This is a genomic window from Campylobacter concisus (genome assembly GCF_003048605.1).
In the GTDB taxonomy this organism is placed as follows: domain Bacteria; phylum Campylobacterota; class Campylobacteria; order Campylobacterales; family Campylobacteraceae; genus Campylobacter_A; species Campylobacter_A concisus_BM.
In genome coordinates this window covers 104,238-123,576 of the sequence record NZ_PIRX01000002.1, presented here as the reverse complement: position 1 = coordinate 123,576, position 19,339 = coordinate 104,238, and the positions used below count along the sequence as shown (strand labels likewise).

Below are 19,339 nucleotides of genomic sequence, written 5' to 3'. Positions count from 1 at the left end.
AATTGCACGATTAATGCCTTACTAAATATTTAAGGGGTATAATCGGCAGATTAAAAAATAACTAAAGTTAAGGAAAATTTGATGGCAAAAGAGACGAAGTATATTTTTATCACAGGTGGCGTTTTAAGCTCACTTGGAAAAGGCATCGCAGCTGCGTCTATCGCGACATTACTTAAAAATTCTGGCTTAAAAGTGAGCGTTTTAAAAGCTGACCCATATATCAACGTAGATCCTGGCACGATGAGCCCGCTAGAACACGGCGAAGTCTTTGTCACAGACGATGGCGCGGAGACAGACCTAGACCTTGGTCACTACGAGAGATTTTTAGATGAGAGCTTAAGTCAGGACAATAACTTCACAACGGGCAGAGTTTATAGCTCAGTCATCGAAAAAGAGCGACGTGGCGACTACCTTGGAAAGACTATACAAGTGATCCCTCACATCGTTGGCGAGATAGTTGATCGTATCAAAAAAGCAGGCGAGGGCAAAGATGTGCTCATCGTTGAGATAGGCGGAACCGTTGGCGACATCGAGGGACTACCATTTTTAGAGGCGATAAGAGCCTTAAAAGTAGAAGTTGGCAAAAAAAGAGCGCTAAATATCCACCTAACGCTTGTGCCATTTATCAAAGTAGCTGGCGAGCTAAAGACAAAGCCAACCCAGCATAGCGTAGGCGAGCTAAGACGCATAGGCATAAGTCCAGATATTATCATCTGCAGGTCTGAAATGCCACTAAACCGCGAGCTAAAAGATAAGATCGCAGCAAGCTGTGGCGTAGAGAAAAACTGCGTCATAGAGAGCTTAGATAGCGCAAGTATCTATCAAATTCCACTTTCATTTTTAAAGCAAGACATCCTAGTGCCGATCGCTGAAAATTTAGGCTTTGGTGAGCTAAAACCAGACATGGCAAACTGGGATAGCCTAGTAAAAAGGATCATCGCTCCAACAAACGAAACAACAATCGCCTTTGTAGGCAAATATATCGATCTAAAAGAGAGCTATAAGAGCCTAACCGAGGGCATCATCCATGCTGGAGCAAATTTAGACGCTAGGGTAAATTTACGCTGGATAGATAGCGAAAAGATAGAGGAGAGTAATGTAAATGAGCTTTTAAAAGATGTGGATGGCATCTTGGTAGCTGGCGGCTTTGGCGAAAGAGGCGTTTTAGGCAAGATGCAGGCCATAAAATTTGCTCGTGAAAACAAGATCCCATATCTTGGAATTTGCCTTGGTATGCAGCTAGCGATGATCGAGTTTGCAAGGGATGTTTTGGGCTTAGAAGATGCAAATTCTATGGAGTTTAACAAAGAGTGCAAAAATCCTATCATATATCTAATAGATAGCTTCATTGACGCCCACGGCAAAAAGCAGATAAGAACGCACACAAGCCCACTTGGCGGCACGATGAGACTAGGTGCTTACAACTGCGACATCAAGCCAAAGACGCTTTTGGCTGAAATTTATGGCAACGCAAAGAGCGTAAAAGAGCGCCACCGCCACCGCTACGAGGCAAATCCAAAATACAAAGAGGTATTTGAAAAGGCTGGCCTTATAGTAAGTGGCGAAAGCGACGGACTAGTAGAGGCGATCGAGCTAAAAGGACATCCGTGGTTTGTAGGCGTGCAGTGTCACCCTGAATTTACTAGTCGCCTAACTAGACCAAACCCTGTGATACTAGGCTTTATCAAAGCAAGCTTGGCTAATCACGTAAAATGATAAATTTGGCAAGTTTCTTGCCAAATTCTCTTTAAATTTCTCTCAAATTTATATTAAGAACTGGAATAAATATATTATTTATAAATTTTAAATCATTTAAGTATTTTTTAATCTTGCTAAACATACAATGCTTACGCAATCATTTATAAAGGAGAAAAAATGAAGAATTGCGTTTTAAAAAGTGTTTTGGCACTTTCACTTGCTAGCTCATTTGCATTAGCGCAAGGCGGATTTGTCGGATTAGAAGGTGGCTACGACTTTAGCTCAAAGTTAAGCAGTGATGGCGATAGCATAAAAGACAATAGACCAAATATTGGCATAAAAGGTGGTTATGATTTTGGCGTAGCTAGAGCTTACGGTGGTTATTTCTATCATGCAAAGGCTAAAGATAGCGATAGAGGTTCAATCAACGGCGTAACTGGTTCATTAGATACAGAATGGACAAATCATAAATTCGTAATAGGTGGTGACTATACTCCAGCTATTACAGATAACTTTAAATTAATTGCAGGACTTTATACTGGTATTTCGGTAATGAATTTTAAATCTAGACTTAATACAAATGTTGTTAGGGCTAGTTATGATGTTACTAAGTCTGGCTGGTTACTTGGCACAAGACTTGGTGCTGAGTATAGCTTTGATGAGCATAATGCGCTTGAGTTTGGTGTAAAAATTGATAGATCGTGGTATAACATTGACGATATTGATAATGTCAAAGCAACAGACATGGGCGCTTACCTAGGCTACACATATAAATTTTAATTTTTGGGGTCTTATGACCCCTTATTTTTACTTAAAATTTCTCTCATTTTTTACCTCAAATTTACAATAGCTAATTTATAAAGAGTATCAATTTAACAAAAGTTTTTTGCCCTAAAAATCTTACTTTCAATGAAAATTATAAGAAATTAAATTTCAAAAAGATATAATCAAAGCATTCAAAATAAAGACGAAAGATTACGATGAAAAAAAAGCATTTTTGTTGCCAAATTTTTGGCAGTTTGGGCGTAAATTTAAGTGAGCAAATAGCATTAGTAAAAGTTGGCAGGGCGTCAAAAAGTCCTTGCCAAAGCTATGTTAACTAAAGAGGATATTAGGAATTTACTAGCACGTAGATTTTGTAACGACATACACAAAAAACTTAGTGAAATTCCAACGCCAAGCGCCCTAAAAGATATCTATAAAGGCGCTAATCGCATCAAAGAGGCGATCGAGAGAAACGAGCATATCGCTATTGTTGGCGATTATGACGTTGATGGCGTGGTTTCAAGTGTGATTTTAGCTGAGTTTTTTGACGATCTTGGCGTAAAAAACTACCTAGTAAAGATCCCAAACCGCTTTAAGGACGGATACGGCTTAAACCCTGAGATCATCGATGAGCTTGCAAACGATGTGAGTCTAATAATCACCGTCGATAACGGCATCTCGGCTAATGAAGCAGCTAGCATCTGCAAAGAAAAAGGCATAGATCTCATCATCACAGATCACCACATGCCACCAGCCGTTTTACCAGAAGCCTACGCTATCATCAATCCAAAACAAGAGGATTGCAATTTTCCAAATATCGAAATTTGCGGTGCTGAAGTGGCTTGGTATTTGGTTGGAGCGCTAAAGGATGTTTGCAAGCTAAACTACGATATGAGCAAGTTTTTAGAGCTTTTAGCCATCGCGATAATAGCTGATATGATGGAGCTAAGAGATATGAACAGGATGCTTGTTCGCATGGGTATTTGCAAGTTAAATGCCTCGAAACGCTCGGCATTTTGCGTCATAAAAGAGTTTTACGGCAAGGATAAATTTGAGTGTGATGATATCAGCTTTCTTATAGCGCCTCTTATAAATTCAGCCGGACGCATGGACGATGCGATGAATTCATTTAACTTCTTGCGTGCAAAGAGCATCGAAGAGGCCTACGACTACCTTGATACGATTATCGAGTTTAACAACTCCAGAAAAGAGGAGGAGCGCCAACTCTTTGAGTGCTCGTTAAAGGACGTAAAAGAGGACGATGAGGTCATCATCACTTGGGGCGAGCAGTGGCATGAGGGCGTGATAGGCATCGTGGCCAGCCGCCTGGCAAAGCACTTTGCAAAGCCAGCTATCGTCTTTAGCATCGATAAAGGCCGCGCAAAAGGCAGTGCTAGAAGCGTTGGCAAGCTTGATATCTTATCACTCATCGCAAGCCACGAAGATCTGCTAACAAGCTACGGCGGTCACAAAGGTGCAGCAGGGCTAACGCTTGCGCCTAAAAATTTGGAAAAATTTAAAGAGGCGATAAATAAAAGCTGCTCATGCCTAAATATGCAAGAGTGCAAAAGCTCAGATGAGCTACTTGGCGACATAATGCCAAGCGAGATCGACTTTGAGCTACTTGAAATTTTGGAATTTTACGAGCCGTACGGACAGAAAAATCCACGCCCAGTCTTTAAGATAGAAAATGCCGTCGTTAAAAACGAGAGGCTCATAGGCAGGGATCAAAACCACTTAAAACTTATCTTGCAAAAAGACAACAAAACGCTTGAGGCGCTATTTTTTAACTTTACAAGGCACGTCAGAGTGGGTGAGATGGTGGATATCATCTTTTGCGTGTCTAAAAATTCGTTTCGTGGGCTTGTTACGCCACAGCTTTTGATAAGAGAAATTTTATAGCATTTTGCCTAGTCGTTTGAAATTTAACGACTAGGTGTTACTTTTTAATAATTAAAAATTTTATAAATTTACCTTTATAAATCCCTAAAATACGAACTTTATAAACAGAGTAAATTTATCAATGCTTATTTAATATTATAAATTAATAATATTTTAAATAAAAATCCGTAAAATTACATTTACATTATATTTTTAAAGGATTGAAAATGAAAAGTTCATTTTTGAAAGCTAGCATGATTGCATGTGCGGTTTGCTCATTTGCTATGGCAGAGGGAGCATTTATTGGTTACGAGGGCGGATACTCTTTTGCGTCAAAGTGGAAAGAGAAAACAACAGACGGCGAGAGCGGAACCGTTAGAAAAGGTCAGTTTAACAGCGGTGTAAAAGCTGGTTATGACTTTGATAGTTTTAGAGCTTACGGTGCTTATTTTTATAGTTTTCAAACAAAAAAGCAAGTAGACAATGACACTGATGACAGATTTACTGTTAAATGGAAAAAACATAGCTTATTAGCTGGAGCCGACTATACTCCAAGCATCACTGAAGATATTAAGCTTGTTTTAGGTGGCTACACTGGCGTATCTAGACTTTTGATAAGTAGAGATGACACAGATCATAAATTCTATGACACAGGATTTGTTTTAGGTGCTAAATTTGGTGCTGAGTATCTACTTGATCAAAACAATATCCTAGAAGCTGGTATGAAAACTGACTACACTTTCTACAAAGCAGATGATGTTAGTAGGGTTAGAGAGAGCAACATCGGTCTTTACGTAGGCTACACTTATAAATTTTAATATTAAACATTCCCTCCTTAAGAAATTTGCGTCCTAGTTTGGGCGCAAATTTATCTCCTTAGTGTTTTTATCACTAAATTTAATATACTTTCCAAAAAGGATACAAAATGAAGAAAATAATATTGTCTCTATCTATGCTCTTGACCTCTATGTTTGCGGTTGATTGTGATAACGCATTTATTAAAGCTGTTGTAAGCATGATCGATGAGCCAGCTCCCACAAGAGTCGATGAAAATAGCGTAATAATGGGTGCTACATGTGAAAATGAGACCCTAAAAACAACGTTTGTTATAAATGATAGCGAGGATATTAAATTTAGTAAATTTACCAAAGATCAGATAGAGGAGTTTAAAAAGATGCAGACTGAAATGCTAAAAGAGGACTTTTGTAGTAGTAAAAATCCTCTTATCGATAAAGCTTCGTGGATATATAGCTACGAGGACGGCAAAAATTTTACTGTGATAAATTTGACAAAAGAGGATTGCAGGTAAATTCTGGGGTTGCCCCCAGGAAATTTAAGCTTTTTTGTCTTCAAGCTCTTTTAGATGAGCTTTTACAAACTCACCAAATTCGTCTTGAGTTAGCACTCTTTTAGCAAGTTTTTCCTTGCATTTTTTGCCAAGCTCGCCAAGTGTTGCTCTATTTTTTTGGCTTTGTGATTTGCCAAATTTTGAAAGAATCGCATTTAGCTCATGCTCTTCGCTGAAATTTACTAGCTCTTTATCTAGTGCCATTTTCTCTCCTTTGATGAAAATTTCTTCTAATTTTAAAATTTAATAGTAAATATAAATAAATTTAAATTTTAAAGGCTAAAAATAGCGAAAAATAGGGCTTTGTTAAATTTAAATTTCATATAGATTAAAAACATGGCTATAAAATCACGAAAATTTTTAAAGGAGAAGTATGAAAAATTTACTTGTAAAATCAAGCTTGGTTTTAGCTTTAGTTAGTTCAGCTGCACTTGCTCAAGGTGCATTTGTCGGTGGCGAGGGCGATTATTCGTTCAACTCAAAGATAAAAACTAAAAATATCGCAAAAAGCGAAAAAAATAACTTCAACAAAGGTCACTACGGACTTGGCTTTTATGGCGGTTATGATTTTGATAGCTATAGAGCGTATGGTGGCTACTACTACGACTTTAAAGCTAGAAAAAATGCTGGTGAAGCAGACGCAAAATGGAGCAAACATAAGCTTTTAGCAGGCGCTGACTACACTCCAAACATCACTGAAAACTTTAAAGCTGTGCTTGGTGGTTACGCTGGTCTTGGTTATCTAAGTGTTAGACAAAGCTTTGAAAACGAAACTAGCAAGAAAAATTTCAAAGGCTTGCTAGTTGGCGCAAAAGCTGGTGGTATCTACTCATTTGACGCTCACAACGCACTAGAGTTTGGTTTAAAGGCTGATAAGACATTTTATAAGAAAAACAGTGGCGCTCAACTAAGAGATACAAGTGTGGGAATTTATACAGGCTACACTTATAAATTTTAATAAATTTTAATTCAAGGCAAGGCTTAGGCTTTGCCATCTTTTACTCACGTAGATGATTTGTTAAAATTTTAACCTATCCAAGCAACCTTTAAGCGGGGGGGGGTAGAATGTACTCTACTTTAAAAAAAAGGAAAAAAATGAAAACAAAATCACTCTATCTTATTATGTTATGTGCTATCTTTAGCGGCTGCACACTTCCAGATCTGCCAAGCCCACCAAAATCAACAAAAAGCAAAAGCACAACAATTACTTCGTCGGTGTCAAACTCTGTTTCTGGTATAAAAGTATCAAAAGAATATCAAGCCAAATTTGATAGTGCAAAACCTAGAATGCAAGAGTTTTTGTCAAACATGGCATGCTATAAGGCTAATAAAAATGATAAATATATGGAAGGCGGTAAAAGAGCACCTGCTTTAGGAAAAGGTAATGGCGTTATAAAAACATTTAAATATACATATGCAGAATGTGTGGACATCTTGCGTATAGAAAATGTTAAATTTATTACCAAAAATGCTTTTAGTTTTAGTGTTACTTTTATTACGCCAGATAGTGAAGAAATAGCCAAATTTGATAATTTTAGATTTACACAACAGCCAAGCGGTGAGTGGCTGGTTAGGTGGTAGTTGTAGAGGTAAAAGCCTCTACTCTCTGCCTTCAAGAAGCGGCACAAAAAAACACTCGTCTAAAAACTCTTTTTCTAAATTTCCATCTTCATCTTTTCTAAATTTAGCGATAAATTGCTTGCCATCTTTTTTCATCGGAGCGACCAAGATGCCGCCATTTTTTAGTTGAGCGAATAAATTTGGCGAGATCTCATCAGCAGCAGCCGAGAGTAAAATTCTATCAAACGGCGCGTAACTTCGCCAGCCGTTGTTGCCGTCATCATATCTTACGTGTACGTTTTTGATCTTTAGCGTCTCAAAGCGTTTTTTGGCCTCCATGGCTAGCTTTTCTATGCGCTCGACGCTAAAAATTCTATGCGCGAGCTTGCTTAGTATCGCTGCTTGATAGCCGCTGCCACAGCCTATTTCTAGGATGTTATCCACGTTTTCGCACTCTAGCGCCATGGTCATCTTTGCTACAGTTAGCGGCGAGCTGATCCATTGGTTGCCAAGGATTGGCTGCGCGTCAAGCTTGTAAGCGTGCGCAGTGATAGGCACGAAAATTTCACGCTCGGTAGTTGATATCGCGTCAAACAAAAGCGGACTTAGCGTGATCTCATCAGCTATGTCGCTAGCTAAATTTTGGCATTTTATCGCTTCTAATTGGGTCAAAAATTCTATCCTAAACAAATTTTAAATCATTATTATACGATTTAAAGCTTATCTTAAAATTTATAAAAGCCCTAAACTTTTCTTTATCTGTGTGATCAAATTTGCGTCAAAAACTGCGCTTTGCTCTAGCGTGCCATCTGGCAAAAAGACCCCAGCGGTCTCAAGATCAAGCGAGCTTGAGATCATGACGTAGCAGTTATTTGCGATCGCAAGTGCCTTGCAAAGGCTAAGGTAGGCTTCCTCTCTGGTCTTGCCCCACATAGCTGGCACCATGATGATATCACATCCCCTTAGCTTTGCCCAAAGCCTGCTATCACGCAGCTCAAAGCATATCAGCACGCCAAGCTTTAGCCCTTTAAATGTAAATGCATTTATATCGCTCACTTCGCCGGCGGCAAAGATCTCGTGCTCTAAATTTGGCCTAAAAAGCTCAGCCTTAAACTGCGAATGAAAGACATTGTTTGAGTTAAGAAGTAAAAATTCGTTATAAATTTTTGGTTGGTGAGGATTTAGATTTGAAATTTGAGCGAGCCCTGCGCTTTTGTTTAGGCTGCTAAGGTGCGTAAAACCAAGAAATTTATCTGGGCTAAGCGCCTCTTGCAAGCGCTCAAGCAGCATCGCATCAAAGCTGCCTATCATGCCACCTAGCATCGCTTTGTTCGCCCCAGCAAAAAAGCCGTCAAAGTCGTAGCCGCTGATGCAAAGCTCGCTTGCAAGTAGGAGAGAGTTTTCAGGCGCAGCCTCAACTAAATTTGCAAGCTCTTCTAGTCGATCTGTTGCACTTTTTGCCTTTAAAGTTAGGCTTATTAGGTTTAAATTTTCGCTCATTTATTTTCCAAATACAAATATAGTTTGCTTTGGCGCATGGCAATTTTCTGGAATTCTAAAATCCATATCCGTCCCGCCAATTTCAGGAGTTGGCTTTAGCAAAACTGTTATGGCCGTAGTCTTGTTATCACGCTGTGAAAGCGGATCGTTAAAGACCCAGACTTCATACGAAAACGAGGTTTTATCGTCAAAATATACCACTCTAGTCTCTTTTAGGTCGGTGGATTTAAAGCTACATACCCTATTTATCTGCTTTAAAACATCGACAAAAAGAGCCGACCCGATAGGTGCTAGACTTGGCCTGACATCGCCAGCTGGCATGCTTTGGTAGATGATAACATATTTGGTTTCGTCTGTTTTGACAAGTATGTAAGGGTTAAAACTATTTAATAGATCCTTATTTGCTATGTCGATCGCCCTCTGGCTGCTACTGCTCGCACACCCCACAAAAAGCACGCAGGCAAGGGCTAAGATGCCATTTTTAAAAGTCATCAAAGCTGATACTTCCCTTGCTGTAGTTTGTCACCTTTGCTTCAAAGAAATTTGACTTTTGGTCGTTAAATTTAGCAAAGTCATCGACCCATTTGATCGGGTGAGCGACGTTGTATTTGCGTTTTAGGCCGATCGCAACTAGACGCTGGTCGATGAGATAGTGGATGTATTGCTCGATGATATCGTCTGTAAAGCCCATTATTTGGTTTTGGGTGATGTATTTGCCCCATTTGATCTCTAAATTTCCAGCTTTTTCAAACATATCATAAATTTTTGCCTCAGTCTCAGGCGTGAAAAGATCAGGCCTCTCTTTGCGGACCGAATTTATCATGTTTTGAAACAAAAGCAAGTGTGTGATCTCGTCGCGTTGGATGAAGCGGATCATCTGTGCTGAGCCTAGCATCTTGCCAGCGCGAGCTAGAGCGTAGATCGCCGTAAAGCCGCTGTAAAAATAAATGCCCTCTAAAATTTGGTTTGCCACCATCGCTAGAAGTAGCTTCTCATCAGTCACTTCACCTGCAAGCTCTTCATAGACGCTTGAGATGTAGTCGTTTTTCTCGCGCAAGACGTCGTCGTGCTTCTCCATCTCGTAGATGAGGTCGGTGTTGTCGCAGATCGCCTCGACCATGACGGCGTAAGACTTGCTGTGGTTTGCCTCTTCGTAGGCTTGGCGGCTTAGCACGGCGTTGATCTCTGGCGCGGTGATGTAAGGGTTGATGTTGTCAGCTAGGTTGTTTGTCTGGAAGCTATCCATCGAGATGAGCTGGCTCCAAACTAGGTCATACATGCGTTTTTCGGCCTCTGTGAGGTTGTAGGCGTAGTCGCGCACGTCGTCTGTTGTATCGACCTCTTTTGGAAACCAGGTGTTGGCCTCCATGAGGTCCCAAAGCTTTAACGCCCACTCGTATTTCGCCTTGGTGAAATTTAAAATGCCGTGTGGGTTGCCGTTAAAGACTCTTCTGTCGGTCAAATTTTCATTTGAACTTGGGTTGTATATGCGTTTTCTGTTCATAAATTTCTCTCTTGTCTGTGGTAAAAATTTCTTAAAATCTTATCCAAAGCAAGGTAAAAATTTACTTTTATTTAGACGGCTTTGCTCCTTTTTATGGTCATCAAAAAGCCAGTTATTATTAGTAAAACGGCGATCACGCAAGAGACGGCAAAGACGACCTGACCGACCTCGCCAAAGATCTCTCCAGTATGCAGGCTAAGCACTTTGCGGCCAGCTTTTTTGGCCTCTGGGATGCTATCACTCTTGCTAACAAGCTTATTTTCTTTTATCTTGCCAGCGCTTGCGTCAAGCTTTAGCTTGCCTACCTGATTCTCGGCAGTTTCGTAGTTTATGGTGTAGGTGCTTTGGTTGTTTTCAGGCACGTTTATCGTGAGTGATTTTAGCTCTAGCGTGACATTTTCTTTAAAAATTTGCTCTGCAGTCTCGATCTCTTTAAATTTCTCGTTACTTATCGGGATCAAATTTCGCTGCGGTGCTGTTTTTTTCATCTCGCTTGGTTTTAGGTCGAAAAATATGCTATTTACACTGCTTCTGACCCAGCCATAAGACCAGTAAAGGCCAGTTAGCGACATCACGACAAGCAGGATCGCCACGTAGGTGCCAAGGCTCGTGTGGAGGTTGTAAAAGCAGGCGTAGCCCTTTGTGTTTGGCTTGATTTTTAGCGAATTTAGCAAATTTCGCTTGATCGCTGGTGCGTAGAGGATGAGGCCGCTTATGGCAAGAAGTGCCATGATGATCGAGCTAATGGCGACTATTTGCTTGCCGATGTTGGCTGGAACTTTGCTATTAAGCAGGGCAAGGCCTAAATTTCTATGCAGGCTTAGTATTATCATGCGAGTTTTCTCGCCCAAATCTTCGCTGATCACCTCGCCATTTCTTGGATCGATGAAGAAATTTAAGAGCTTTTTATCTTTAGTGACGCTGATGCTATAAGCTTTGTTTTCACCGCCGATTTGTACGTTTTCAAGCGTGTCAAATTTGATCTCACTTTTTGCTTTGGCGAGGATCTCGCTTAAGCTTAAATTTGGCTTTTTGCTAGGTGCTAAATTTATATATTTTTCATTTATCGCAGACTTGATCTCCTCTCTATAAGAGGCAAATGGCGCTGCAAGTGTCATGATAAGTAGCGGTATAGTCGCGATCAGACCGATTATTAGGTGGATGTTGAAAATGATTTTGTTACGCTTGAAAAGCATATATCTCCTTTTAATTTTAATAACGAATATTAATTTATTTTTTGTTAAGCAGAGATAAAATTTAGAAGATTATTTTTTAGTTATCTTGATGTGATTTTTGATTTTGCGGCTGGCAAAAGTAGCTCAAATGTTGAAATAGCCGCATTTAGATCTTTTTTATCTAAAAATTTAAACGGCCTTAGCAGGTAGTAAAGTGGCTTAAATTTCACTATTAATCGCAAAGAGTGCTTGTAAATTTCGCTGCCATTAGCCTTAACGTACTCATCAATCGCCTCTTTTACAAGCTCGTTTGAAATTTTTTGTCGGTAGAGCTCGTGGATGAAAACTAGCAGATCACGACACTTTCTAAGCTCTAGATCATCGCTAAAAAATTTTGACTCAAAATCAATAAAATTTATCTCGTCATTTTTTATGGCGATATCCCTAAGGGCTGGGCGTCCGTGCGCGAAATTTAGCGCGTGAAGTCCAGCTAATGCGCGGGCTACTTTTAGCAAAATTTCATGCTTAAAATTTTCATCGGTGCTATATTTAAATATCCTAGCAACTGGCTCGCCAACATCTTCTATAACGAAAAATTCATCACTTTTTAGCACGATTTTTGGAGCAGGGGCATTTGCCTTGTTTAAAATTTCAAGCTTTTTTATCTCGGCAGCAAAAGATTTATAAGGGTTTGGTTTAAAAATTTTAGTTAAAAAGCTGCCTTCGATGCTCTTTTCAATGCGTTTTAACCAAAATTTTTGCCCATCAAATTCAAAGCTAAATACACGCTCATCATGGTGATTTTTTAAAATTTCATTTACATATTGTTTTAAATTTTGCATGTTGTAAATGTAGCAAAAGAATTCTAAATTTTTATATATGTTTGACGTAAATTTTTGTGAAAAATGAAAAAATTTGTGAGCAAAAAAGAGATTAAATTCATGGTGGAGTTAAGCGAAAAATGATTTTAGCTTTAAAGTCCGTTATTATCGTATTTTTAGAAAATTAAAAGCAAGATTTTTTACACTCAAACTTACATTCGAGCTTTTAAGGTTCAAGTGATTAAATTTTTGGTTATGAAAAGTTTAGTTTTCAATACAAAATAATTGTAAGTGCCTAAAATAGGGGATTGTAAAGTAGTAAAGTTAAATGGTTTAAGTTTCAGACGCTTAAAGTGGTCGTTTTGGCTTAAGAAAAATTAGTTTTCATCTCTTTTTTGCTCGAAAACTTAATTAAGGTTATTTTGTGAAACGTTATCGCTTTTATACGTTTCACGCTTCCCACTCGTTAGCCTTGTAAATGCCTAGTATATAAATAACCTCATCATCTATCAAGTAAGGTATTACATAGCTTTTAAATATCAAATCTCTAGCATTATTCTTTTTTACTTTTTGGCTAAGTCTATGAGCTGTGGGTGTATCTTTTAAATCTAAGCACTTATTAAAAACATCATCGACAAAGCTGTTGGCTCTATTTACGCTATCCTTTGCGATAAACTCTTTTATTGTGTTAAGCTCGTCAAAAAAGCGATTATGAAATTTTACGTGCATATTCGCCATCTTTTATCTGCTCTATCATCTTGCGTGCTTGAGCTTCGTCTATTAGCCCTTTGCCTTGTAGTGCTTCATCGGCTCGTGCGTTTAGCTCGTCTGCATAGCCGTCATCAATAATTAGCTTTTGATTAGTCGTATTAGCTAGAGCCTTACTTATTGCTACTATTTGGCTTATTAGTGCCTCATCTGCTCGTATTGTTAATGTTTGCATTTGTAACCCTTTCTTTTGATTATTTTAGCTTGTATTGTTAAAATTTAGTCTGAAATATGTCCCCAAATCCCGCTAGGCTTATTTTTAAACTCACTAATTGCCATTGTAAGTGTATCGACTTGATCGTCGTGTAAGTGGCTATTATCGGCGGTAAATTTCTCGCACTCGTCTACAAAATCACTAACCCACGCTCCAGCACTAGGCAAATTTACATATCCGCTCTCAATGTAGCCTACAACGTCTAAAACTCTAGTGTATTTATCTTTTTGTGGCGTTACGGCTCTTACTGGGATATTGTTTTCACGTCTTATTTTTTGAATTAGCCCAGTTCCACTTGATTTGTCCTCTATGTAAAACATTAGTCCGTTATACGTTGATCTATGCTTAACAAAAAAATCTTTAGTAGTATTTTCAAGCTCTACTGCGTCCCATTTGCCACGTTTTAAGTCTAGTAAATAAATAGCGTTGTCATATCCTAAGCCAGCTAATAATAAAACGCTGTAATCGTTTTGCTCGCCGGTCTTTTGGGCTGTGTCCATAAAAACGCCTACACGCTTAATTCTTGGTGCTACATCATAGCGACCAAACCACGCCCCTTGTATAATATCCCCGCCCTTAGTGCTTGGGTGCTGTTGATAAAGGGCGTTCCACGCATAAGAGCCTAAGGCACTTTTTATTTTTAATAGTCTGCTTAGGTCGTATCTTTCTGGGTGTAATGCTTCACCCTCTTTTCGGTGCTCCTCGTCGTGTTCGGCTATTGCTGGAAAGGATAAAATCTCCCACTTGTCGCCGTCTTTTTGAGCTTCTTGGATTAATCGCCCTGCTAAATCGTCCTCATGCCACCTTGTCATGCCTAATAATATGCCACTCTTAGGACTTAGTCTTGTGTAAAGGGTTGTAACATACCAGTCCCACACTCTATCCCTAAAAGTAGCACTATTTGCTTCTGCTGCGTCCTTAATAGGGTCGTCAATAATTGAAATATCTGCACCCATGCCCGTAATGCCTCCACCTACGCCAGCACTCCTATACGCGCCCGTGTGTCCTACAATCTCAAATATTTCGCTATTTCTAAGGGCGTTTTGAGTTGCGGTTACGACACGTTTGGAGTTTAGCTTTGTTTCGGGGAAAATTTCGGCGTAAGGCTCACTCATTATTATTCTCTGGACGTCCCTATTCATTCTTGTGCTTAGATCACTTGAATAAGAGCTGGCTATTATTTGCAAATTTGGATTTTTACCAAAAGCCCACGCTGGAAAAGCCCTACTAAATAACTCGCTTTTGCCACTTCTAGGCGGTGCAAATATCATTAGGCGAGGCTGTTTCCCCTTCATTACGTTAAGATAAAATCGCTCCAGCTTATCTGCAATTTCTTTGTTAAACCAGCCGACTTGATAGCTTGGATTAATCTCGGTTACAAAACGAATTAGGCTACGTCTTGCCAGCTCGTTTTTAATTTGCTTTTGAGAGTATTGTGTCAAGTGTTTCGAGTTCATCATTACTTAACCCTGATAAATCTAGCTCTGGCTTTTGATTTTGCTGTGTATTGTTATTGTTTATAATCGTTTGTGGCTCTTTGCCTAGTATGGTCTCTTTATTTCTAGCGGTTATCCTGCTATGAGCCTCAATATCGCCTATTGTTTTGGCGGTTTTTAGCATTTCGTTGGCTTTTTTTTGATTTGTTAATGCTGCATTTTGAAAAAAGATGAGGTGTTTTGTAGCCTCACTTATTACTTCATTTACGCTGTTAATTTGTTGTAAATTTTCGTCTGCTAGCTCCGCTTTAAAGGCTACTTCGGCGTTAATTTTTTCTTTAAATTTTGGTGTTAATCCTTTGACTATCTTATGGACTGCTACGTGGCTAACTCCTGCCCTATCTGCTATTTGCCTAATCGAAAAAAATCCAGTATGAAAATCCGCTAATATTTTTTCTCTAATCTTGTCTGTTATTTTTGCCATTATTTGCTCCTTTGTATATCGTTTTTTTGCATTTCGCATTTTTGCAAAATGGATTTTTCATATTCGCAATTTGGATTTTGCATTGCATTTTTTACATATCGTTTTACGCTCGCCTTTGCTCTGTCCGGCTTCATTCTATTTTGCATAATCCACGTGTAAGCTTCTAGGGGCAAAGCGTAAATTTTGGCTAGCTCTTTATCGTATTTACTCACTTTCATAACTCGTAAATTGTTAATGATGGTTTCGTCCGTGTAAGGGCTGTTAAATACTTTTAGGATTAAAAAGGCTATTTCGGTTAAGTAATAATCGTCTGCTCGCTTCTCCCAGTCTGGGTAAAACTTATCAAGGATTTTGAAAAAGGTTTCTAGCGTGTTTAACTCTTTTGGTAGCATTGATTTAGCCTTTTTGATTTTTTCAGTATTTTACGAAAAAGGCTGTTTATCCTCTCGTGGAGTAAATAGGGGCTAGCCTCGCCCCCTTAGATTATATTAGCTTGCTTGCATATCGTTTTGTAAGCTCGCACCTTTTAAGGGCTTATGCCATTTAAAAATCCCTTTGGCTTCTAGGGGATTATTTTTGTTAAAGTCCTCTTTGCTTTTATCGCTAGGGCTTAGGCGGTCAAGCTGTCTTTTTAAGTGCTTCAATTGTGCTTCTGCGTGCCTTAGCTCGTTAATGTAATAATCTACGAATAGCCACGCCTTAGCACCTGCTTGATAAATGGCTTTTCTTTTGCTGAGGTTTTCGCTTTGCTCTAGTGTGCTTATTAGCTCATCAAAGCTTCGAGCCTTTTCAAGCTCGTATAGTCTTACGTATCTCTTGGCCGTCATTTTCTTTGCTCCTTAGTCGCTTTTGTGTCTTTTAGTGCATAATCATCAAGCGTTGAGGCAATATCGAGCAAAATGCCACTTAGTAGATAAGTAGCGTTTAATCTCTCTTTGTCGTCTATGCTCTCGTGTTTATTTGCTAGTGCTAGCATTAGGGTAGATACTTGTCCTAATACGCAAGTTATTTCAACGCCTAACTCAAAATTCTTATTGATTTCATTAAAAACTAACTTCATTTTTGCCCCTTTAGTGATAATTTGCTTTTTAGCTCTGCGTTTTCTTTTTGTAGCTCGGCCATCTCATCGCACAAGGTAACGTAATTACTAGCTAGCTTCTCAAACTTTGCTTTTGCTTGTTCTATCTCGGCTCTTAATTGCTCGTTTTGCTCCTCTGATTTGGCAAATAGTGCGTTTGCTCTGCCTAGGCTTTGAAAGGCTCTATCTCTTTCACTTCTTAGCGTGTGGCTCTCATAAAATAGCGAGTATGCTACATCGTAAAGCGTTTGTTCGCCTACCTCTGTGTTGCCATTGTTCTGCTCGATAACAAACTCATGAAACCTTTTAAACATTGGTCTGTCTGAATTGGTTGGGATTAACATTTGTTCTCCTTTAAAAGTATATTTACGCTATTAATTTTAAGAAAAATCATATTGTAATGATACTTAAAAGATTATTAACTAAAATAGCATAACAATATTTTATTTTTATTTTTTGTTGCGTTATGCTATTATTTCATAAAAAAATAAAGGTTAAAAAATGGATAAAAACGAATTTCAAAACTTGTTAAATAAAGCTGGTATTAATAAAAAACGACTTAGTGAATTATCCAACATCCCTTACGCAACCGTTAATGCTTGGGGGTCACGCACTCCATATCCACCTTATTTAAAATTTATGCTTGAAAACTACATTAAATCGCTTGATATGGATAAAATCGTTGAGGTGGTTAAGCCTTACACTGAAAACAACGAGGATTAATATCATCTTGTAACGAGTTCGTCCGTTACATGTAACGTTACACGTGTTACCCTCTAGGGTGTCAGCTGTGATGACCCCCCTTTAAAGCTACCTAAATTTAACTTACCCAGCTCAAAGCTACCGCCTAGAATAGGGCTTTTACGCTCGTTCTAGTGCTTAGCTTGCTCGTTTTTTTAACCGCGACCGCGATTATTTTTAGCCCTCTTGATAATTAATTTTTTCATTTAAGGAAAAGGGGAGATTTTTTGTAACAAAAAGGTCATTGTAGGGTAGTTTTACTAGGGCACACTATACGTTGCTTTTCTTAAATTGTGATTTTCGCTCGTGCGTGGCTTACGTGCTAAGCTCTAGCCCTTCGGTGCTGGCTTTGATTTTTGACTTATGCGAAAAGGGTAAAAATAGCCAAAAAAATGGTAGAGAGTGAAACGCTTTGCAATACCCTTTTTTATGAAAACTTAAGCAAGCAAAAAAAGGGCTGTTTTGGCTTAAGGTTAAAAGCCGTTTTCATTTTTTTGTAAAGCGATGAGGTAGATTAAATCTAGGTCATCTTTTAAAGCTAGCTACGTTTAACGTATGGAGCTTTTACGTTTCACTTGCAAGGCTCAAGCTTTGACAATAGGGCTGTTTGGGTTTCATTGTTAGGGGGCTTTGCTACGTAAGCCAAAAATTAGGCTAACGCATAAAAATATCCGTGCGTTGAGGTAACGAGCCAAAATCTCGGCTGGTTATGCTCTTAGCTCTCTTTTGTTCTCTTTTGACTTGCAAGGCTTGATTGTGCCTTGTTTTTTAGCGGTCTTGTCTAGTATGGATTTAAACTCATCTAGGGCGTAAGGGAGTTGTAAATTTAGCCTTTGCTTGAGAGGCAAGGGGTTATCTTTGCTTTTGGGATTTATGCTAACTACGGCTTCGGCTCGGTAGATAGGCAAGTTTAGATTATTCTTTTTTGCCTTGTCGTAAAAATACACTCTACTTAATACATCGTTGTTTTTTAAATACTTGGTATTTTCAAAGCTAATAACCTCATCGCAAAAGGGGTCAAGGTTAAAGGGGCTATCCTTATCAAAACAAAGGTCAAGCGATGAAACGTTATTTATCACGCCTAGGAGCTCCGCTATTAATTCTTTGGGTGGAGGTGTCTTGTTATATTGCCTAAGCCCATAAACTTCAAATAATGCCTTTTGTGGCTCATTGCCTGCGTTTTTTAGCGTGGCGTAGAAAATAGGCAAATCGCTAAGCATATAAATATTAACTATCTCATAATCTCGAAACTCAAAACGGCGTTCTATCTTAACGGCTTTTGCTGTTTGTTTATCCAGCTTTTGCCATTTTGTGCCATATTTTCGAGCGATTGAGTTTAAAAGCTCCATTTTTGTATAGGTCTTTTGAATAATAGCTTTTTTGAAAAATGTAGCCCTTATCGTGTCTATGTAAATTTTGCTTTCGGCTGTGTTGATAATGCTTGCAAGTTCTGCTAAAATATCCACGTTTGTAACCTTGTTAAGGGTGGCTAAACTTGCTCGGCTTGACCACCCTTAAAATTCTTTAATTAGCTCTTTATTCGAGGCGTATTTTTAGCTTTTATAGCCTCGATTAGCTTTTTAGCTAACTTTACTTGACCCCTTGGCGTTATTAGAGTGATAAGGTCTAAGCATTGCTCGCCGTTTGGCTTTGTAAATGGTCGCGGTTTGCGTCTAAAATAGCCCATATTTAGATACTTTTGCAAAGGTTCATTATTAAACATCAAAATCCCTAGTTCGCGCATTAGAGCGAATAACTGGTTTTGTCCTATAATTACGCCTTTACTCTTATCGCAAAGGATTTTCGCATATTCGCCTATTTTTAAATCGCCGTGGCTACTCTCTATCGTCTTAGCGTATGTTATATAAGGCTTATTTTCTACCGCCTGAGCTTCTAGGTGTTTATTTTGCTCTAACGTATCAGCATATCTTAGAGCCAGCTCAGCAAGTGAGCGAGGATTATCTAAAAGCTCTTGAATAGTAGTAGGGTGGTTATTGTTGTTTAGGATAAAATCGCTAGCCCAATCTCTAAAAGCTATTGTTTGAGGTGTTTCGGTTAGCTTAAAGCCTAGAGTTATTACGCCTTTTTTCGTCCAAAATACCATTTTTTGGGTATTTCTTGACCCCCCGCCCGATTTGTCCGGGGGTGTATCATATACGCCACCTTTACCGTCATTATACGTATTTTTGTAATAATAATGCACGCCCTCGATGTATTCAGTCGCGCCCTGCGTTCTTTGTTTTCTTACTGCTTCTTGTGTAACTCCAAAACCTTGTGCTACTTGTCTATCCGACAAAGCCCAAGTGTCTTGATACTCCGAAATCTCTAAATTTAGATCATTAAATGCTACTATTGCGCTCATATTT

The 19,339-nt window shown here is 38.8% G+C and carries 25 protein-coding genes; 8 read left to right on the top strand and 17 right to left on the bottom strand.

Annotated features, from left to right (window positions below; genetic code table 11):
• Window positions 1–81: 81 nt before the first annotated feature.
• The 5 genes from CVS86_RS01960 (at window position 82) to CVS86_RS01940 (ending at window position 5,653) form a co-directional block, all read left to right on the top strand.
• Window positions 82–1,716 carry a CTP synthase gene (locus CVS86_RS01960; protein WP_103598868.1) on the top strand — a complete coding sequence of 545 codons (1,635 nt, stop codon included), beginning with the start codon at window positions 82–84 and terminating at the stop codon, window positions 1,714–1,716.
• A gap of 159 nt (window positions 1,717–1,875) precedes the next feature.
• A complete protein-coding gene (locus CVS86_RS01955) occupies window positions 1,876–2,478 on the top strand; it encodes an outer membrane beta-barrel protein (protein ID WP_021089217.1) in 603 nt (200 codons plus the stop codon).
• A 312-nt stretch (window positions 2,479–2,790) separates the two neighbouring features.
• Window positions 2,791–4,365 (top strand): single-stranded-DNA-specific exonuclease RecJ, encoded by a 1,575-nt coding sequence (gene recJ / locus CVS86_RS01950; protein WP_107790793.1) that lies wholly within the window; start codon window positions 2,791–2,793, stop codon window positions 4,363–4,365.
• Between the two features lie 206 nt (window positions 4,366–4,571).
• A complete protein-coding gene (locus tag CVS86_RS01945; RefSeq protein WP_225724075.1) occupies window positions 4,572–5,162 on the top strand; it encodes a hypothetical protein in 591 nt (196 codons plus the stop codon).
• A 107-nt stretch (window positions 5,163–5,269) separates the two neighbouring features.
• Entirely contained in the window at window positions 5,270–5,653 is a 384-nt protein-coding gene (locus tag CVS86_RS01940) for a hypothetical protein (RefSeq protein ID WP_159070804.1), read from the top strand.
• A gap of 24 nt (window positions 5,654–5,677) precedes the next feature.
• Here CVS86_RS01940 and CVS86_RS01935 read toward each other — a convergent pair whose 3' ends face one another.
• Window positions 5,678–5,896, bottom strand: a complete 219-nt coding sequence (locus CVS86_RS01935) for a hypothetical protein (RefSeq protein ID WP_103574159.1) — start codon at window positions 5,894–5,896, stop codon at window positions 5,678–5,680.
• A 169-nt stretch (window positions 5,897–6,065) separates the two neighbouring features.
• Between CVS86_RS01935 and CVS86_RS01930 the strand changes: the two genes are divergently transcribed.
• A complete protein-coding gene (locus tag CVS86_RS01930) occupies window positions 6,066–6,650 on the top strand; it encodes a hypothetical protein (RefSeq protein WP_103570718.1) in 585 nt (194 codons plus the stop codon).
• A gap of 137 nt (window positions 6,651–6,787) precedes the next feature.
• Entirely contained in the window at window positions 6,788–7,273 is a 486-nt protein-coding gene (locus CVS86_RS01925) for a hypothetical protein (RefSeq protein WP_021092609.1), read from the top strand.
• An 18-nt stretch (window positions 7,274–7,291) separates the two neighbouring features.
• Here CVS86_RS01925 and CVS86_RS01920 read toward each other — a convergent pair whose 3' ends face one another.
• The 14 genes from CVS86_RS01920 to CVS86_RS01855 form a co-directional block, all read right to left on the bottom strand.
• Window positions 7,292–7,924 carry a protein-L-isoaspartate(D-aspartate) O-methyltransferase gene (locus tag CVS86_RS01920; RefSeq protein WP_107790791.1) on the bottom strand — a complete coding sequence of 211 codons (633 nt, stop codon included), beginning with the start codon at window positions 7,922–7,924 and terminating at the stop codon, window positions 7,292–7,294.
• A 60-nt stretch (window positions 7,925–7,984) separates the two neighbouring features.
• Complete coding sequence (locus tag CVS86_RS01915; protein ID WP_107790790.1) at window positions 7,985–8,752, bottom strand: carbon-nitrogen hydrolase family protein; 768 nt, start codon at window positions 8,750–8,752, stop codon at window positions 7,985–7,987.
• Window positions 8,753–9,247 carry a hypothetical protein gene (locus CVS86_RS01910; protein ID WP_199906501.1) on the bottom strand — a complete coding sequence of 165 codons (495 nt, stop codon included), beginning with the start codon at window positions 9,245–9,247 and terminating at the stop codon, window positions 8,753–8,755.
• Entirely contained in the window at window positions 9,234–10,256 is a 1,023-nt protein-coding gene (locus tag CVS86_RS01905; protein WP_009494790.1) for a ribonucleotide-diphosphate reductase subunit beta, read from the bottom strand. Before CVS86_RS01905 ends, CVS86_RS01910 begins: the two co-directional genes overlap by 14 nt.
• Before the next feature lie 71 nt (window positions 10,257–10,327).
• Window positions 10,328–11,452, bottom strand: a complete 1,125-nt coding sequence (locus tag CVS86_RS01900; RefSeq protein WP_107790788.1) for a PepSY-associated TM helix domain-containing protein — start codon at window positions 11,450–11,452, stop codon at window positions 10,328–10,330.
• An 80-nt stretch (window positions 11,453–11,532) separates the two neighbouring features.
• The gene (locus CVS86_RS01895) at window positions 11,533–12,273 is read right to left on the bottom strand and encodes a spore coat protein (protein ID WP_107790787.1); all 741 of its coding nucleotides are present in this window, start codon (window positions 12,271–12,273) and stop codon (window positions 11,533–11,535) included.
• A 429-nt stretch (window positions 12,274–12,702) separates the two neighbouring features.
• Window positions 12,703–12,981, bottom strand: coding sequence for a type II toxin-antitoxin system RelE/ParE family toxin (locus tag CVS86_RS01890; RefSeq protein WP_107790786.1), 279 nt, complete (start codon window positions 12,979–12,981; stop codon window positions 12,703–12,705).
• Complete coding sequence (locus tag CVS86_RS01885; protein WP_107790785.1) at window positions 12,962–13,195, bottom strand: hypothetical protein; 234 nt, start codon at window positions 13,193–13,195, stop codon at window positions 12,962–12,964. The genes CVS86_RS01890 and CVS86_RS01885 overlap by 20 nt, the downstream gene beginning before the upstream one ends.
• A 44-nt stretch (window positions 13,196–13,239) precedes the next feature.
• The gene (gene terL, locus CVS86_RS01880) at window positions 13,240–14,694 is read right to left on the bottom strand and encodes a phage terminase large subunit (RefSeq protein WP_107790784.1); all 1,455 of its coding nucleotides are present in this window, start codon (window positions 14,692–14,694) and stop codon (window positions 13,240–13,242) included.
• Window positions 14,648–15,154 carry a glutamyl-tRNA amidotransferase gene (locus CVS86_RS01875; RefSeq protein ID WP_107790783.1) on the bottom strand — a complete coding sequence of 169 codons (507 nt, stop codon included), beginning with the start codon at window positions 15,152–15,154 and terminating at the stop codon, window positions 14,648–14,650. Before CVS86_RS01875 ends, terL begins: the two co-directional genes overlap by 47 nt.
• Window positions 15,154–15,546: a hypothetical protein gene (locus tag CVS86_RS09955; protein WP_234399211.1), complete on the bottom strand. Its 393-nt coding sequence runs from the start codon at window positions 15,544–15,546 to the stop codon at window positions 15,154–15,156. The genes CVS86_RS01875 and CVS86_RS09955 overlap by 1 nt, the downstream gene beginning before the upstream one ends.
• A 96-nt stretch (window positions 15,547–15,642) precedes the next feature.
• Window positions 15,643–15,981, bottom strand: coding sequence for a hypothetical protein (locus CVS86_RS01865; RefSeq protein WP_107790782.1), 339 nt, complete (start codon window positions 15,979–15,981; stop codon window positions 15,643–15,645).
• On the bottom strand, window positions 15,978–16,214 hold the full coding sequence (locus CVS86_RS01860; protein WP_035169955.1) for a hypothetical protein: 237 nt from the start codon (window positions 16,212–16,214) through the stop codon (window positions 15,978–15,980). The genes CVS86_RS01865 and CVS86_RS01860 overlap by 4 nt, the downstream gene beginning before the upstream one ends.
• Window positions 16,211–16,576, bottom strand: coding sequence for a hypothetical protein (locus CVS86_RS01855; protein ID WP_035169957.1), 366 nt, complete (start codon window positions 16,574–16,576; stop codon window positions 16,211–16,213). The genes CVS86_RS01860 and CVS86_RS01855 overlap by 4 nt, the downstream gene beginning before the upstream one ends.
• Window positions 16,577–16,733: 157 nt before the next feature.
• On the opposite strand from CVS86_RS01855, the gene CVS86_RS01850 reads away from it, so the two are divergent.
• A complete protein-coding gene (locus tag CVS86_RS01850; RefSeq protein WP_021089218.1) occupies window positions 16,734–16,955 on the top strand; it encodes a hypothetical protein in 222 nt (73 codons plus the stop codon).
• 725 nt (window positions 16,956–17,680) lie between these two features.
• Here CVS86_RS01850 and CVS86_RS01845 read toward each other — a convergent pair.
• Window positions 17,681–18,439, bottom strand: a complete 759-nt coding sequence (locus CVS86_RS01845; protein WP_107790781.1) for an aspartate carbamoyltransferase — start codon at window positions 18,437–18,439, stop codon at window positions 17,681–17,683.
• Window positions 18,440–18,501: 62 nt separating this feature from the next.
• Complete coding sequence (locus tag CVS86_RS01840; RefSeq protein WP_021089220.1) at window positions 18,502–19,335, bottom strand: phage antirepressor KilAC domain-containing protein; 834 nt, start codon at window positions 19,333–19,335, stop codon at window positions 18,502–18,504.
• Between the last annotated feature and the right edge of the window lie 4 nt (window positions 19,336–19,339).